The organism is Zobellella taiwanensis (assembly GCF_003012795.1).
In the GTDB taxonomy this organism is placed as follows: Bacteria; Pseudomonadota; Gammaproteobacteria; order Enterobacterales; family Aeromonadaceae; genus Oceanimonas; species Oceanimonas taiwanensis.
On sequence record NZ_PXYH01000015.1, the window covers coordinates 39,941 to 55,604 of the forward strand.

A 15,664-nucleotide genomic window follows, 5' to 3' on the forward strand; every position below is an offset into this window, starting at 1 on the left:
ATATGGGTCTGTTATGGGGATTAATCATCGGCGCCCTGGCCGGCTGGATAGCGGGCAACCTGATGAAGGGGCAGGGCTTTGGCCTGCTTGGCAATATTGTCGTCGGCCTGGTGGGCGGCTTTCTCGGCGGCCTGCTGTTCCGCCTGCTGGGGCTGGCCGCCACCGGCATTATCGGATCCTTGGTGATGTCGGTAGTTGGTGCCCTGCTGCTGATTTTTATTGTGGGAAAAATCAAAAAAAGATGAGGGATTAGGGATTAGGGATTAGGGATTAGGGATTAGGGATTAGGGAGCTTACTAGAAACTGCTGACGGAAAGAAAATCTTGCCAGTCCCCAGTCCCCAGTCCCCAGTCCCCAGTCCCCAGTCCCCAGTCCCCAGTCCCCAGTCCCTGAAGTTAAATATGTGGAAACGTGAATTTACGCTGGACAGTTTGAACCAACTGTCAGAGAATACGCTCGCAGCCCAGTTGGGCATGACCTTTTGTGAAGTGGGTCACGATTTTCTGCGCGGCACCATGCCGGTTGACCATCGTACCCACCAGCCTCTTGGCATGTTACATGGCGGCGCTTCCGTAGCGCTGGCCGAGACCCTGGGTTCAGTAGCTGCCAATATGTGCGTTGAAGCGGGTTATTATTGCGTTGGTCTGGAGGTTAACGCAAATCACGTCCGCGCCAAGCGAAGCGGCCTTGTTACAGGTACCGCACGTCCCCTCCATTTGGGCGCGACGACACAAGTCTGGCAGATCGACATCCATGATGAGAAAAATCGACTGGTGTGTACCAGCCGGTTGACCATGGCGGTGTTGAGACAAAAACGGCCAGATTAGCCTTGTGAATCTATGTGTGACACACACTGTGTGAAGGGAAGCCCTCACCCCCGGTGAGAATGGGTTGTCCCTGGCCTTTTACTGTATCAGTCCGCCGACATTTTATTTATTTCGGAACTGTTAAATGACAAATACTTCTGTTGCTGTACCTGCTTTTGCTGACCTCGGCCTGGCGCCTGCCGTTCTTCAAGCTCTGACCGACGCCGGTTACGAGCAGCCTTCTGCCATCCAGGCCGCCGCCATCCCCACCCTGCTGACCGGGCGGGACGTGCTGGGTCTGGCACAAACCGGTACCGGCAAAACCGCCGCCTTCGCCCTGCCGATGCTGAGCCGTATCAGCGGCGGCAACGCTCACCCCCAGGTGCTGGTGCTGGCGCCGACCCGGGAACTCGCCATTCAGGTGGCCGAGTCCTTTGAAAACTATGCCAAATACCAGAAAGATATCCGCATACTGTCCATCTATGGTGGCCAGGCTTACGACAGCCAGATCCGTGCACTGAAGCGTGGCGTGGACATCGTTGTGGGCACCCCTGGCCGGGTGATGGACCATATGCGCCGCGGCACCCTCAAGCTGGACAGCCTGCAGGCCCTGGTGCTGGACGAAGCCGACGAAATGCTGCGCATGGGCTTTATCGACGACGTCGAGTGGATCCTGGAGCATACCCCCGAGAGCCGTCAGATCGCCCTGTTCTCTGCCACCATGCCGCCGGCCATCCAGCGCGTGGCCCAGAAATACCTGAAAGATCCCCAGGAAGTGCGCATCGCCAACAAGACCCGCACCAATGCCAGCATACGTCAGCGTTACTGGTTCGTGCGCGGCATGTCCAAGCACGAAGCCCTGTGTCGCCTGGTGGAAACCGAGGAGATGGATGCCATGCTGGTGTTCGTGCGAACCCGTAAGGACGCCGAAGACCTGGCCGAGATGATGGTGCGTGAAGGCCATGCCTGTGAAGCCCTGCACGGCGATATTCCCCAGAAGCTGCGGGAAAAAGTGGTGGATCGCCTGAAGAACGGCCGCCTGAACGTACTGGTGGCCACCGATGTGGTCGCCCGTGGCCTGGACGTGGAGCGTATCAGTCACGTGGTCAACTTCGACATGCCCCACGACAACGAGTCCTATGTGCACCGCATCGGCCGTACCGGTCGTGCCGGCCGCGAGGGCGACGCCATCCTGTTTGTGACCGGCCGGGAAAAGCGCGGCCTGTACAACCTGGAGCGCCATACCCGCCAGCCCATCGAAGAAATGACGATGCCGTCTGCCGACGACATCAACAAGATCCGCGCCGAGCGCTTCAAGGCCCGGATCCGCGCCAGTGTGGAAGCCGACGAGCAGGCCCTGGCTCCCTTTGTGGAAATGGTGGCGGCGCTGCAGCAAGACGGCATGGATACCGCCCAGCTGGCGGCCGGCCTGGCCCGTCTGCTGCAAGGTGATCGCCCGCTGTTTGTGGAAGACAAGCCGATGGCCGCGCGCCGTCCCGAGGTGCGTGAAAGCCGTGACGGTGGCCGCGAGCGCTTCGAGCGTGCCGAGCGCCCCCGTACTCCCCGCGGTGGCAAGGACGAGGTGTCCGGCGTGGTGATGGAAACCTTCCGTGTCGATGTGGGCCGGGTACACGGCGTCAAGCCGGGCCACCTGGTCGGTGCCATCGCCAACGAGGCGGATCTGGAATCCCGTTATATCGGCCAGATCCAGATCCACGACGACTTCTCCACCGTTGACCTGCCCGAGGGCATCCCGGCCGAGATCCAGCAGGTGCTGCAGAAAGTCCGAGTTTGCCAGCGTCCGCTGAACCTGGCCAAGTACGAGGGCGGTCCGCTGCCCCGCCGCAGCTTCCGCGCCAACAACGACGACCGTGGCGGCAAGTTCCGTCCCCGTCGCAACGACAAGCGCCTGAACGGCTGAACCCCGTTTCGCGCTGAATGCTGAATGAAGCAAGCCCGCCGGTCACCCCGGCGGGCTTTTTGTTATGTGTTGCGCAGGGTATGAAACAGGAAGTGTGATCGACGGGTACAAAAAAGCCCCGCATTGGGCGGGGCTCGATATGGGCGGCAGGCGCTTATTTGGCCAGCGACTCGGGCAGATGCTCGCGGATGCTGGACAGCATCGCCTTGAGTACCTTGGGGTTGGCGCACACCACATTGCCGCTGTGCTCATAGTTGTGGCCACCGATGAAGTCGGTGACAATGGCGCCGGCTTCCCGGGCGATCAGGCTGCCGGCGGCGAAGTCCCAGGGCTTGAGGCCCAGCTCCCAGTAACCGTCTACCCGGCCGGCGGCGACATAGGCCAGATCCAGGCTGGCAGCACCGGCACGGCGCACATCGGCACACTGGATAAACATATCCTTGAACATGGCCAGGTAGGCGTCGGCCTGGTGCTTTTGCTTGAACGGAAAACCGGTGGCCAGCACGGTGTTCGACAGATCCTTGGCCTTGCCGGTACGGATACGGTAGCCGTTGAGCTGGGCGCCGGCGCCGCGGCTGGCGGTGAACAGTTCGTCGCGGATGGGGTCGTACACCACCGCCTGCTCGGTCCGGCCTTTCACCCGCAGGGCGATGGATACGGCGAAGTGGGGGATGCCTTTCATGAAGTTGGTGGTGCCATCAAGCGGGTCGATAATCCACTGGTAGTCCGGGTTGCTGCCGGCCAGTTCGCCACATTCCTCACCGATGATGCTGTGTTCGGGATAGGACTTGCGGATGGTGTTGACCACGGCGTTTTCCGCGTCGAGATCCACATTGGTGACAAAATCGCTCTGGCCTTTTTGGCGTGTTTCCACGTTGTCCGGGTTGGCGAAACCCTTGACGATAACCTGACCGGCGTTGCGCGCAGCGCGCACCGCAATATTCAGCATCGGATGCATATGAGAAGACCCACTTGATGTTAAAGAACGAAATTTGAGCGGCGAATTATACCAGTGCGTCCGACCCAGGCAAGGATTAAATCCCGCCCCTGCACCCGCCGTGGCGATGGGGCGGGCAAAATAAAACGTGACCGGTCCGTCCGGCTCCCGTGTTATGGCTATATTTTATCCAGTGGCACAGGACACAAGGAGGCGGCCATGAAAGGGAGGGAATGGATGCTGGTTTTGCTGCTGGCACTGCCGGCCTGGGCCGACTGGAGCCTGGTGATCGGCGGCGGTGACGGAGCCAAACATTATTTGCTCGGCGCCGAGTGGCAGGGAGCGGCCTTGGGCGGGGGGGCGGCTCCCAGGCTTTGGTTTGACAGCAGCTACTGGCAGCTGGCGGACGATCAACTGGTCCAGCTGAGCCTGGTCCCGGGCATCGCCTATCGGGCCGGAGGAGAGGGCTGGCAGCCTTTTGTATTCGCCGGGGTGGGGCCTGCCTGGAGCAGTCAGGCCCACCTGGAGCAGCGCCGCTTTTCCACCCGTTTCCAGTTCTCCAGCCGGGCAGGCATCGGCCTGGCCCTGGATCAGCACCGCCTGGCGATAGAGGGATGGCATTTGTCCAATGGTGGCATCAAACAGCCCAACGACGGACTGAGCGCCTGGGGGGTCAGCTACCGTTATGATTTCTGATTAGGAAATCTAGGGCGAGACATTATAAAAGGTCGCTCAGGCGCCCGTTGTCAGTGTATTTGTCTATACATTATGATGCGATCCAAATCACAGTCTGCCCGTCCGGGCGTTTTTTGGAGATCGCGGCCATGTCGGGCCTTTCCCTGGTATTACTTACGGTGTTGATGGTGGCGTCCGGCCAGATGACCCAGACCCTTTATGTGCCTGCCATGGGCGACATGGCGGCGGCGTTGGGCGTGACCAGCCAGGCCCTGCCGCTGGTGATGGCGTTTTACCTGATTCCCTATGGCCTGTTCCAGTTTGTTTACGGACCGCTGTCGGACCGTTTCGGCCGCCGGCCGGTGCTGTTGGCGGGGTTGTCGGTCTATGTGCTGGGTTCGGCCCTGATCCTGGCCTGGCCCAGCTATATCGTGCTGCTGCTGGGCAGCTTTATTCAGGGCGCCGGCACGGCGGCGGCGGGCAGCCTGTGCCGCAGCCTGATGCGGGACAAGTTCGAGGGTACGGATCTGGTGCGCTACAACGGTTATGTTTCCATGGGCATTATGTTGGCGCCCTTGCTGGCACCGTTGATCGGAGGCTGGCTCAACCTGCGCTTTGGCTGGCAGTCCATGTATCTGTTCCTGTTTGCCATGGGACTGGCGATTACCCTGGTGATGGTGTTCTTTTTCCGGGAAACCCTGCCCGCCGCCCGTCGTCACGCCCAGCCCATGCTGCCTGCCTACCGCTATGTGCTGCACGATGCCGGTTTTCGCCGCCAGCTCGGCATGCTGATTGCCACTTTCGCCGGTGTCATTCTCTACGAAGCCGTGTTCAGCGTGTTGGTGGCGGCCCAAAGCGGATTAAGCAGTGCCGAGATCAGTGTGCTCTTTATCCTGCCGTTGCCGCTGTATTTTGCGGGCGCCATGATGGCATCCTGGAAGGCAGGCTCCTGGTCGGTACGGCGCCTGCAGTGGCTGGCCGGCGCCGGTCTGTTGGCCGGTGCTGTTATCGTGCTGGGGACCGCTTTCGATCCCCGGCTGGCGGTGGCCGGACTGGTGCTGGGCGGCAGCCTGTATTTTGCCGGTGCCGGCCTGTTGTTCCCGGTGGCGACTTCCAGGGCGGTGGCGCCGTTTCCCCAGCACAGCGGCACTGCCGGTGCCCTGCTGGGCGGGAGTTCCAACCTGGGGGGCGGCCTGTTCCTGCTGGTACAGGGCGGCTTGCCCCAGATGAATCAGCTGGTATTGGGTGGCCTGCTGCTGGCCTGTGCCGGCCTGGTGGTGTGGTTTTTGCTGCCGGGAAGCGAGGCCGTGCCCGAGCCCGGCATCTGATGGGGTGAGGACAACAGGCCCCGCCTTTGGCGGGGCCTGTTGTCAGGGCTGGTGGTGCAGCAGCACGAACTTGTCCCATAACTGTTCTTCGCTTTCCCGGTGTTCGGGGTGATCGATAATGCAGTCGATGGGGCAGACGCTGATGCAGGTCGGCTTGTCGTAATGCCCTACGCACTCGGTGCACAGGCTCGGATCTATCTCGTAGATTTCCGGCCCGTAATAAATGGCGCCATTCGGGCATTCCGGCTCGCACATGTCGCAGTTGATACAGTTATCCTTGATTAACAGCGCCATGAGCCTGCTCCGCGTGGGGGTTGCGGGTGTCCTGCTGCCCGTTCAGGTTGCGCATCAGAATACCGAAGGAAACATCGATGCCGGCGTCGAGGGGAATGTACATCACGTGGCCGTTGCCCGGTGCCACGTCCACCGCTTCGCCCTTGCGGTTTTTCATTTGCTCCAGGGTGAAGGTCAGGTTGCCCTTGGGCGTCATCAGCTCCAGGCTGTTGCCCACCAGGAACTTGTTTTTGACGGCCACTTCCACCCAGTCGCCGTCGCGGCCGGTGATTTCCCCCACAAACTGCTGGCTGGTGGACACGGAATAGCCGTAGTCGTAGTTCTGGTAGTCGCTGTGAGCATGGCGCTTCAAAAAGCCCTCGGTGTAGCCCCGGTGCGCCAGGTTTTCCAGGGTGCTCATCAGGGTGGTGTCGAAGGGCTTGCCGGCCACGGCATCGTCAATGGCCTTGCGGTACACCTGGGCGGTGCGGGCCACGTAATAGAAGGATTTGGTACGGCCTTCAATCTTGAGGGAGTGAACGCCCATTTGGGTCAGGCGCTCCACGTACTGCACCGCGCGCAGATCCTTGGAGTTCATGATGTAGGTGCCGTGCTCGTCTTCATAGGCGGCCATGTACTCACCGGGGCGGTTGCTTTCTTCCAGCAGTACCGGCTGATCGTGCGGCGCGCCGGCGCCCAGGGTGGGCTCCACCGCAGGCTCAATCGGCTGCACCAGAATGGGCTCCTGCTTGTGCACTATCTGGCCGGCGTCGTCTTCCTTGGCCTCGTGCACCTTGTATTCCCAGCGGCAGGCGTTGGTACAGGTGCCCTGGTTGGGGTCGCGCTTGTTGATGTAGCCCGACAGCAGACAGCGCCCGGAGTAGGCCATGCACAGGGCGCCGTGCACGAACACTTCCAGCTCTATGGTGGGGCAGTGTTGACGAATTTCTTCAATCTCTTCCAGCGACAGCTCCCGGGACAAAATCACCCGCTCGATGCCGTAGTCCTGCCAGAACTTCACCGAGGCCCAGTTGACCGCGTTGGCCTGCACCGACAGGTGAATGGGCATGTGCGGGAAGTGCTGGCGTACCAGCATGATGAGGCCGGGATCGGACATGATCAGCGCGTCGGGCTGCATGTCCACCACCGGCTTCATGTCCCGCAGAAAGGTTTTCAGCTTGGCGTTGTGGGGCTGAATGTTGACCACCACGTAGAATTTCTTGCCCAGGGCATGGGCTTCGTTAATGCCGATTTGCAGGTTCTCGTGGTTGAATTCGTTGTTGCGCACCCGCAGGGAGTAGCGGGGCTGGCCGGCATAGACGGCGTCGGCGCCATAGGCAAAGGCGTAACGCATGTTCTTGAGGGAACCGGCGGGGGAGAGCAATTCGGGTACAAACATGGGAGTCTCGTCTGATGTCAGGTCAGAGGCCGCCACCTGATGGCGGCCGGGGCGGGCATTCTACTCCCGCCGGTCGAGAAATTCGAGCCGGGGTCAGCGGCTTTCTTCGCCGCCCATGGCGTCGATCAGCTCGGGAATGAAGCGGGACAGCTCGCCGGTCACCAGGGCGAAGTCGGCGTCAAAACGGGCGGCGGCGTCCTCGCCGCTGACGTCGTCGTTCTGCTCGCGCAGCTCTTCCGAGAATTTGAGCCGCTTGATGCTCATGTCGTCGACCAGAATAAAACTCAGGCTGTCGCTCCAGTTCAGCGCCAGCTTGGTCACCAGCTTGTCGGCGTCGAGATGGGCCTTCATCTCGTCGCTGAGCAAGTCCTGCTGCTTGGCGCGGATAATACCGCCGTGCTCCAGGGCGGATCTCAGCTCGGCCTCGTCTTCCAGGGCAAATCCGGCGGGGGCGGCGCCTTCCTTCAGCCAGTCGGTCAGGGTCAGCTCGGGCGGGGTGGTCATGGCCAGCGGCACTACCGGCAGCGAGCCGATGCACTTGCGCAGCAGCGCCAGCAGATCCTCGGCGCGTTTGGCGGAGCTGGCGTCCACGGCAATAAAGCCGTCCCGGGGATTGATCCAGGCCCAGGTTTGCTGGTGGCGACTGAAGGCCCGGGGCAGCAGGCTGACGATCACTTCCTCCTTGATCGCTTCCTTTTCTTTTTTCTTCAGTGCCCGGCCCTGTTCGGCCTCCAGGGCCTCGACCTTTTCCGCCACCGCTTCATTGACCACGGAGCCGGGCAGCATTTTTTCTTCTTTTTTGGCGCACAGCAGGATTTGGTGATCGGCGCTGTGGGTCAGGGCCTGGCCCTGACGGCCAAGGGGAGAGACCCAGCCGAATTTGACCTGCTCCTGGCTGCCGCAGGGGCTGAAGATCATGGTTTCGAGTTGTTTCTCCAGCTCTTCGAGGCTGAGTTCGAACGGGCGGGTAAAACGGTAGATTTGCAGATTCTTAAACCACATGGCGTCCTCGGTGACGAGCCGGAAAAGGGGCATTGTACTGCAAAGCGGCTTTGTGATCAGTCTGTCATTCCCGGCCGACAAAGGCGGATCCGGGTCACAGAGGCGGACAAATCCGCCGCCGTCCGGCCCGCCTCCCCATACAATAAGAACAGATACCACCAGGGAGAGAGCAGCATGATACGACAGGCCCGGCCCGAGGATACCGACGCCATTCTGGATGTCTGGCTGCTGGCTTCTTTGCAGGCCCACGACTTTGTGCCCGCAGCCTACTGGTGGCGGCAGCAGGAGCAGATGCGGGCCCGCTACCTGCCCTCGGCCGAGGTCTGGGTGTGCGAGCGGGAAGGGGAAATCCAGGGGTTTATCGCCCTGGTGGGCGACTACCTGGCGGCCCTGTTCGTGCGCCCCGATTGCCAGCAGAACGGCATCGGCAAGGCCCTGATGACAACCGCCAAACGGCTGCGGCGGCGGCTGTCGCTCAGGGTATTCAGCGAAAATGACGTGGCGGTACACTTTTATCGCCAGCACGGCTTTGCAGTAACCGACGAAAGCGTCGATCCCTGCACCGGCCAGCCGGAGCTGTGCATGGGCTATCAGGGCCACTGACATCTGGCTGTCATCCGCCTTTCCCCGGGGCGTCACAATTTCATAAAACTGTCATACTAGCTTCCAATAATGGGTGTTACACCGACAAGACCCGCACAAGAGGCAGTTGAAGAATGACACGGAAAATACTGGTGGTAGAGGACGAGGCGCCGATCCGCGAAATGTTGTGTTTCGTACTAGAGCAAAAGGGATTCGCCACCCAGGAGGCGGAAGACTACGACCAGGCGCTGGCCATGATCAAGGAGCCCTACCCCGAGCTTATCCTGCTCGACTGGATGCTGCCCGGCGGCAGCGGTATCCAGCTTATCAAGCACCTCAAGCAGGACGAACTGACCCGCCAGATCCCGGTGATCATGCTTACCGCCCGGGCCGAGGAAGAAGACAAGATCAAGGGCCTGGACGTGGGCGCCGACGACTACATCACCAAGCCGTTTTCGCCCAAGGAGCTGACCTCCCGGCTCAAGGCGGTGCTGCGCCGGGTGGCACCCACCTCGGTGGAGGATGTGATAGAGGTGCAGGGGCTCAAGCTGGATCCGGTCAGCCACAGGGTCAGCGCCAACAGCCTGCAACTGGACATGGGGCCCACAGAGTTCAAGTTGTTGCACTTTTTCATGACCCATCCGGAGCGGGTATACAGCCGCGAGCAGTTGCTGAATAATGTGTGGGGCACCAATGTGTTCGTGGAGGATCGCACCGTGGACGTGCATATCCGCCGCCTGCGCAAGGCGATTTGTGAATCGGGTCATGATCGCCTGATCCAGACTGTCCGTGGTGCCGGCTACCGTTTTTCCACACGCCTATGAGGCTTGCATGCAGCTACATGAATCCGGCCATGGCCTATGGTGGCGACTGGGGCTTTACTACCTGGCCTTCTTTCTGCTGGGCCTGCTGATCGACGATATCGCCCTGGCATGGCTGGTGGCCACGGTATTGCACCTGGCCTGGCATTATCGCTTCCAGCACAAGCTGTCGGTCTGGTTGTGGCGGGATCGCAGCCTGACCCCGCCCGAAGGCAGCGGCAGCTGGGAAGTCATCTTTAACGGCATCTACCGGTTGCAGCAGCGCCAACGCGCACGCCGGCGCGAGCTGGCCAACCTTGTCCGCCGTTTTCGGGAAGGGGCCGAGGCCCTGCCCGACGCCGCCGTGGTGATCCGCCGCGACGGCAGCATCATCTGGTGCAACAAGCTGGCCCAGCAACTGTTGGGCTTTCGCTGGCCCGACGACGCCGGCCAGCACATCGGCAACCTGATCCGCGCCCCCGTGTTTATCGGCTATATGAAGAGGGGGGATTTCCACGAGCCCCTCGAACTGCCGGCACCGGGCAATGAGGATCGCCTGCTGGAATGCCGGATCATGCCCTATGCGGAAGACCAGGCCATGCTGGTGGTGCGCGATGTGACCCGGCTGAAAAGCCTGGAGCAAGTGCGCAAGTCCTTTGTGGCCAACGTCTCCCATGAATTGCGTACCCCGCTGACGGTGCTCAAGGGCTACCTGGAAATGCTGGAGGAGCCGCCGTCCGAAGCCCGCTGGCGCAAAACCCAGAAGGTACTGCTGGAGCAGACCCTGCGGATGGATGCCCTGGTCAACCAACTGATGACCCTGACCCGCTACGAGGCGTCGCCGGAGGTGGATTTCAGCAAGGTGGTCGACGTGCCCGCCATGCTGCTGATGCTGGAACAGGAAGCGCTGGCGCTGAGCGGTGAGCGGGGGCACCGTTTCAGCTTCAGCATCGATAGTCAGCTCAAGGTGAGGGGCGATCAGGAGCAGTTGCGCAGCGCTTTGTCCAATCTGGTCTATAACGCCATCCGCCACACCCCGGCGGGCACTCATATTCGGGTGGAATGGGGACTGAGCGGCCCATCTGGCCGCTTTGCGGTAACCGACGACGGGGACGGCATAGCGCCCGAGCACATTGCCCGCCTGACCGAGCGTTTTTACCGGGTCGACAAGGCCCGCAGCCGCCAGACCGGCGGCTCCGGCCTGGGCCTGGCCATCGTCAAGCATGCCCTCAGCCATCACGACAGCCACCTGGACATTGCCAGCCGGCCCGGGGAGGGGAGCTGCTTCAGCTTCACCCTGCCCGAACGCCTGCTGGTGAGGGAAGCTCCCAACCGGGAAATTGCCTGACCGGCGCCGCCGGCCCGCGTTCCTGCGGCGCCCGGCGGGCGGTTATTCTGTCATCAAATCGTCATCATTCATTCATATAGTTGTCATTGCCGGCGGCAATACTGGCCGCGTCTTGAAAGACCGAACTCAGATTGGAGATTAAGGATGAAATTGAACAAACTGGTAAGTGCACTTGGACTGACCGCCGCCCTGGCTTCCACCTCTGCGCTGGCCGCCGTCGACAGCGCGCTGCCCGATTACGAGAAAGTCAGCGGTGTATCCGGTAATGTTTCCTCCGTTGGTTCCGACACCCTGGCCAACATGATGACCCTGTGGGCCGAGGAGTTTAAGCGTCAGTATCCCAACGTCAACGTGCAGATCCAGGCCGCCGGTTCTTCCACCGCTCCGCCCGCCCTGACCGAAGGCACTTCCCAGTTCGGCCCCATGAGCCGCGCCATGAAGAGCAACGAAATCGAAGCCTTTGAAAAGCGCTACGGCTACAAACCGACCCCGATCCGGGTTGCCATCGATGCCCTGGCGGTGTTCGTACACAAGGACAACCCCATCGAGGGCCTGAGCATCGACCAGGTTGACGCCATCTTCTCCAGCACCCTGGCCTGCGGCATGGCCGAGCAGATCACCAAGTGGGGCCAGACCGGCCTGTCCGGCGACTGGAGCAACCGCGATATCCAGCTGTACGGCCGCAACTCCGTATCCGGCACCTACGGCTACTTTAAAGACGAAGCCCTGTGCAAGGGTGACTTCAAGAACAATGTGAACGAGCAGCCCGGCTCCGCCTCCGTGGTGCAGTCCGTGTCCTCTTCCCTGAACGCCATCGGTTATTCCGGACTGGGCTACAGCACCTCCAGTGTGCGCGCCGTGCCCCTGGCCGAAGCCGGCTCCACCGACTTCGTGGAAGCCAATGCCGAGAACGCCATCAGCGGCGATTACCCGCTGTCCCGCTTCCTGTACGTTTATGTGAACAAGCACCCCAACGAGCCCCTGGGGCCGATGGAAGCCGAGTTCATCAAGCTGATGCTGTCCAAGCAGGGCCAGGAAATCGTGGACAAGGACGGCTATGTGCCGGTACCTGCCGCCGTGGTCGAAGCCGACCTGGCCAAGCTGGGCCTGAAGTAATCCCGGCAGCTTCCGTCATTGAATTTGGCCCCGGCACAACTCGGGGCTTTTTTTATTTTTATGTTATCTGTTTTTTCATATATTATGATGTTCATATATGTAGCCTCCTAACTTCGACCGTTACAACGGAAAAATACCATGAGCCAGGATTTGCCCAACCTCGACCTCGATGCCTTCCGGCTGCCCGTCCTCGCCGAACTGGGCGCAGAGGAGGGGGCTCCGCCGCCCCGTATCCTGCTGCTCTATGGCTCGCTGCGTGACCGCTCCTACAGCCGGCTGCTGGTGGAGGAGGCGGCCCGGCTGCTGCGGCTGATGGGCGCTGAGACCCGCATTTTCAATCCCGCCGGCCTGCCCCTGCCCGATGATTGCGACGACGACCATCCCAAGGTGCGGGAGCTGCGCGAACTGGCGGACTGGTCCGAAGGCCAGGTGTGGTGTTCTCCCGAACGCCACGGCGCCATGACAGCGGTGATGAAGGCCCAGGTTGACTGGCTGCCCCTGTCCAGCGGCGCCCTCCGGCCAACCCAGGGCAAGACCCTGGCACTGATGCAGGTGTGCGGCGGCTCCCAATCCTTCAATACCGTCAACCAGTTGCGGGTGCTGGGCCGCTGGATGCGGATGATCACCATCCCCAACCAGTCGTCGGTACCCAAAGCCTTTCTGGAATTCGATGAGGCCGGGCGAATGAAGCCCTCTGCCTATTACCGGCGGGTGGTGGATGTAATGGAAGAGCTGATGAAGTTCACCCTGCTCACCCGCGGCCGGGCGGACTACCTGGTGGATCGTTATTCGGAGCGGGTGGAAAGCGCCGAGCAGCTGTCCGCCCGGGTTAATCAACAATCCATATAAACCAACCATAAGGTCGTTAAGAGATGGGACTATTCGAGCGTTACCTGTCGCTGTGGGTCGGCCTGTGCATCCTTGCCGGCGTCACCCTGGGGAGTCTGCTGCCGGACGGCTTTGCCCTGGTGGCGGGTCTGGAATTCGCCCACGTCAACCTGGTGGTGGCCCTGTGCATCTGGGTGATGATCTATCCCATGATGGTGCAGATCGACTTTTCCGCCATCAAGGACGTGGGCAAGAAGCCCAAAGGCCTGCTGCTGACCCTGGTGATCAACTGGCTGATCAAGCCCTTCACCATGGCGGCCCTGGGCTGGCTGTTTTTCCGGGTACTGTTCGCCGACTGGGTCGATCCGCAAAGTGCCGGGGAATACATCGCCGGCATGATTCTGCTGGGAGTGGCACCCTGTACCGCCATGGTATTCGTGTGGAGTCAACTGACCAAGGGCGATCCCAATTACACCCTGGTGCAGGTGTCGGTGAACGATCTCATTATGGTGTTCGCCTTCGCCCCCATCGCCGCCTTCCTGCTGGGGGTAAGCGATATCGTCGTGCCCTGGGATACCCTGCTGTGGTCGGTGCTGCTGTATGTGGTGCTGCCACTGCTGGGTGGCGTCTATACCCGCCGGCGGCTGGAGGCCCGTGGCGATGGCCAGCAACTGCAACAGTTTATTCAGCGCATCAAGCCGCTGTCGGTGGCGGGCCTGCTGGCCACAGTGGTGCTGCTGTTCGGCTTCCAGGCGCCCACCATACTGTCCCAGCCCCAGACCATAGTGTTGATCGCCATACCGCTGCTGATCCAGACCTACGGCATCTTCGCCATCGCCTACGGTGCCGCCAAGGTGATGAGGCTGCCTCACAATATCGCCGCCCCGGCCTGCATGATTGGTACCTCCAATTTTTTCGAACTGGCGGTGGCGGTGGCCATTTCCCTGTTCGGGCTGCACTCGGGGGCGGCCCTCGCCACCGTGGTGGGGGTGCTGGTGGAAGTGCCGGTGATGCTGTCGCTGGTGGCCATCGCCAACCGTACCCGGCACTGGTTTGACTGAACTGCAACCCAACCAAGGAAAGACGATGTCGCAACACCCTTTTGATTACCTTGTTCTTGGCGAAGGCCGGGGCCGGCTGATCCTCACCCCCTGTCCGGGCACCAAGGAAGCATCCCTGGATGCCTCGCTGACGCAATTACGTGACGCCGGTGCCGCCGCCGTGCTGACCCTGATGCCCGGGGAGGAAATGGAAAATAACCGGGTTACCGCCATGCCGGCCCTGTGCGAGGCGCTGGAGCTTTCTTGGTTCCACCTGCCGGTGGAAGACGACGCCGGCCCCGAAGCCGCCTTCGAGCAGGCCTGGCTTGAGGCACGTGACCAGGTGCTGGCGCTGCTGGCCCAAGGCCGGGATGTGGCCATTCACTGCAAGGGGGGCTCGGGCCGCACCGGTCTGATGGCCGCCATTATTTTGCAGGCCCTGGAGGTGCCGCCGGATGAGGCGGTGCAACGGGTGCAGGCGCTGCGGCCCAGGGCGCTGTGCCTGCCGGCCCACCGTAGCTATGTCGAAGCGCTGGAAGGCCAGGCCGGATAAGGCCCGGGCTGGTACAAAATATATTGAAAGAGGGAGACAGACCCAATGACCATCAAGGTAGGAATTAACGGCTTCGGCCGCATGGGACGGCTGGCGCTGCGCGCGGCCTGGGCATGGGACGACGTGGAGTTCGTGCAGATCAACGATCCGGCCGGCGACGCCGCCACCCTGGCGCACCTTATTACCTTCGACTCGGTGCACGGCCGCTGGACCCGGGAGGCCCGGGCCGAAGGGGACCTGATGATCGTCGGCAACCGGCGTATCGCCTGCACCCGCAACAAGGCCATCGCCGACACCGACTGGTCCGGCTGCGACGTGGTGATCGAAGCCTCCGGCAAGATGAAGAGCAAGGCCCAGCTGCAGGCCTACCTGGATCAGGGGGTGAAGCGGGTGGTGGTGACTGCGCCGGTGAAGGAGGAGGGCGTGCTCAACGTGGTGATGGGGGTGAACGATCACCTCTATGACCCGGCGCTGCACCCCATCGTCACCGCCGCCTCCTGCACCACCAACTGCCTGGCGCCCGTGGTCAAGGTTGTTCACGAGCAACTGGGCATCAAACACGGCTCCATGACCACCATCCACGACATCACCAACACCCAGACCATACTGGACGCGCCCCACCAGGATCTGCGCCGGGCCCGGGCCTGCGGCCAGAGCCTGATCCCCACCACCACCGGCTCGGCTACCGCCATCACCCATATCTTCCCGGAACTGAAGGGCAAGCTTAACGGCCACGCGGTGCGGGTGCCCCTGGCCAACGCCTCGCTCACCGACTGCGTGTTCGAGGTGGAACGGGCCACCACGGAAGCGGAGGTGAACGCCCTGCTCAAGGCGGCGGCGGAAGGTGAGCTGGCCGGCATCCTCGGTTACGAGGAGCGGCCCCTGGTGTCGGTGGACTACAAGACGGATCCGCGCTCCAGCATCATTGACGCCCTGTCCACCATGGTGGTCAACGGCACCCAGGTGAAGCTGTATGCCTGGTACGACAACGAATGGGGTTACGCCAACCGCACCGCCGAGCTGATGCGCAAGGTGGGCCGGATTGACCAGGCCTGA

General features: G+C 61.7%; 17 protein-coding genes. 13 read left to right on the top strand and 4 right to left on the bottom strand.

Going from position 1 to position 15,664, the window contains the following annotated elements:
• Positions 1 to 2: 2 nt before the first annotated feature.
• The 3 genes from C7I36_RS11480 to C7I36_RS11490 all read left to right on the top strand — a co-directional run bounded on the left by C7I36_RS11480 (position 3) and on the right by C7I36_RS11490 (position 2,727).
• On the top strand, positions 3 to 245 hold the full coding sequence (locus C7I36_RS11480) for a GlsB/YeaQ/YmgE family stress response membrane protein (protein ID WP_106453849.1): 243 nt from the start codon (positions 3 to 5) through the stop codon (positions 243 to 245).
• A gap of 156 nt (positions 246 to 401) precedes the next feature.
• Positions 402 to 827, top strand: coding sequence for a hotdog fold thioesterase (locus C7I36_RS11485; RefSeq protein ID WP_106453890.1), 426 nt, complete (start codon positions 402 to 404; stop codon positions 825 to 827).
• A gap of 124 nt (positions 828 to 951) precedes the next feature.
• Positions 952 to 2,727, top strand: a complete 1,776-nt coding sequence (locus C7I36_RS11490; protein ID WP_106453850.1) for a DEAD/DEAH box helicase — start codon at positions 952 to 954, stop codon at positions 2,725 to 2,727.
• A 154-nt stretch (positions 2,728 to 2,881) separates the two neighbouring features.
• On the opposite strand, the gene suhB is transcribed toward C7I36_RS11490, so the two are convergent.
• Complete coding sequence (gene suhB / locus C7I36_RS11495; protein WP_106453851.1) at positions 2,882 to 3,685, bottom strand: inositol-1-monophosphatase; 804 nt, start codon at positions 3,683 to 3,685, stop codon at positions 2,882 to 2,884.
• A gap of 198 nt (positions 3,686 to 3,883) precedes the next feature.
• Between suhB and C7I36_RS11500 the strand changes: the two genes are divergently transcribed.
• Both C7I36_RS11500 and C7I36_RS11505 read left to right on the top strand, forming a co-directional pair.
• Positions 3,884 to 4,360: an acyloxyacyl hydrolase gene (locus C7I36_RS11500; protein WP_106453852.1), complete on the top strand. Its 477-nt coding sequence runs from the start codon at positions 3,884 to 3,886 to the stop codon at positions 4,358 to 4,360.
• 128 nt (positions 4,361 to 4,488) lie between these two features.
• Positions 4,489 to 5,667 carry an MFS transporter gene (locus tag C7I36_RS11505; protein WP_106453853.1) on the top strand — a complete coding sequence of 393 codons (1,179 nt, stop codon included), beginning with the start codon at positions 4,489 to 4,491 and terminating at the stop codon, positions 5,665 to 5,667.
• A gap of 42 nt (positions 5,668 to 5,709) precedes the next feature.
• Here the strand turns inward: C7I36_RS11505 and C7I36_RS11510 are convergent, their stop codons facing one another.
• The 3 genes from C7I36_RS11510 to rdgC form a co-directional block, all read right to left on the bottom strand.
• Positions 5,710 to 5,961, bottom strand: a complete 252-nt coding sequence (locus C7I36_RS11510) for a YfhL family 4Fe-4S dicluster ferredoxin (protein ID WP_106453854.1) — start codon at positions 5,959 to 5,961, stop codon at positions 5,710 to 5,712.
• Entirely contained in the window at positions 5,939 to 7,339 is a 1,401-nt protein-coding gene (gene trhP, locus C7I36_RS11515; protein WP_106453855.1) for a prephenate-dependent tRNA uridine(34) hydroxylase TrhP, read from the bottom strand. Before trhP ends, C7I36_RS11510 begins: the two co-directional genes overlap by 23 nt.
• 93 nt (positions 7,340 to 7,432) lie before the next feature.
• On the bottom strand, positions 7,433 to 8,341 hold the full coding sequence (rdgC, locus tag C7I36_RS11520) for a recombination-associated protein RdgC (protein ID WP_106453891.1): 909 nt from the start codon (positions 8,339 to 8,341) through the stop codon (positions 7,433 to 7,435).
• 174 nt (positions 8,342 to 8,515) lie between these two features.
• Here rdgC and C7I36_RS11525 point away from each other — a divergent pair, with 174 nt between their 5' ends.
• From C7I36_RS11525 to C7I36_RS11560, 8 genes are all read left to right on the top strand, one after another.
• Positions 8,516 to 8,944, top strand: a complete 429-nt coding sequence (locus C7I36_RS11525; RefSeq protein ID WP_106453856.1) for an N-acetyltransferase — start codon at positions 8,516 to 8,518, stop codon at positions 8,942 to 8,944.
• Between the two features lie 113 nt (positions 8,945 to 9,057).
• Complete coding sequence (phoB, locus tag C7I36_RS11530) at positions 9,058 to 9,747, top strand: phosphate regulon transcriptional regulator PhoB (RefSeq protein WP_106453857.1); 690 nt, start codon at positions 9,058 to 9,060, stop codon at positions 9,745 to 9,747.
• A 7-nt stretch (positions 9,748 to 9,754) separates the two neighbouring features.
• Positions 9,755 to 11,071, top strand: a complete 1,317-nt coding sequence (gene phoR / locus C7I36_RS11535; RefSeq protein WP_106453858.1) for a phosphate regulon sensor histidine kinase PhoR — start codon at positions 9,755 to 9,757, stop codon at positions 11,069 to 11,071.
• A 144-nt stretch (positions 11,072 to 11,215) separates the two neighbouring features.
• Positions 11,216 to 12,187 (top strand): PstS family phosphate ABC transporter substrate-binding protein, encoded by a 972-nt coding sequence (locus tag C7I36_RS11540; RefSeq protein WP_106453859.1) that lies wholly within the window; start codon positions 11,216 to 11,218, stop codon positions 12,185 to 12,187.
• Between the two features lie 138 nt (positions 12,188 to 12,325).
• The gene (gene arsH, locus C7I36_RS11545) at positions 12,326 to 13,036 is read left to right on the top strand and encodes an arsenical resistance protein ArsH (protein ID WP_106453860.1); all 711 of its coding nucleotides are present in this window, start codon (positions 12,326 to 12,328) and stop codon (positions 13,034 to 13,036) included.
• Positions 13,037 to 13,059: 23 nt separating this feature from the next.
• Positions 13,060 to 14,076 (top strand): ACR3 family arsenite efflux transporter, encoded by a 1,017-nt coding sequence (arsB, locus tag C7I36_RS11550; protein ID WP_106453861.1) that lies wholly within the window; start codon positions 13,060 to 13,062, stop codon positions 14,074 to 14,076.
• A gap of 25 nt (positions 14,077 to 14,101) precedes the next feature.
• Positions 14,102 to 14,608 (top strand): phosphatase domain-containing putative toxin, encoded by a 507-nt coding sequence (locus tag C7I36_RS11555; RefSeq protein ID WP_106453862.1) that lies wholly within the window; start codon positions 14,102 to 14,104, stop codon positions 14,606 to 14,608.
• 45 nt (positions 14,609 to 14,653) lie between these two features.
• Positions 14,654 to 15,664 (top strand): ArsJ-associated glyceraldehyde-3-phosphate dehydrogenase, encoded by a 1,011-nt coding sequence (locus C7I36_RS11560; RefSeq protein WP_106453863.1) that lies wholly within the window; start codon positions 14,654 to 14,656, stop codon positions 15,662 to 15,664.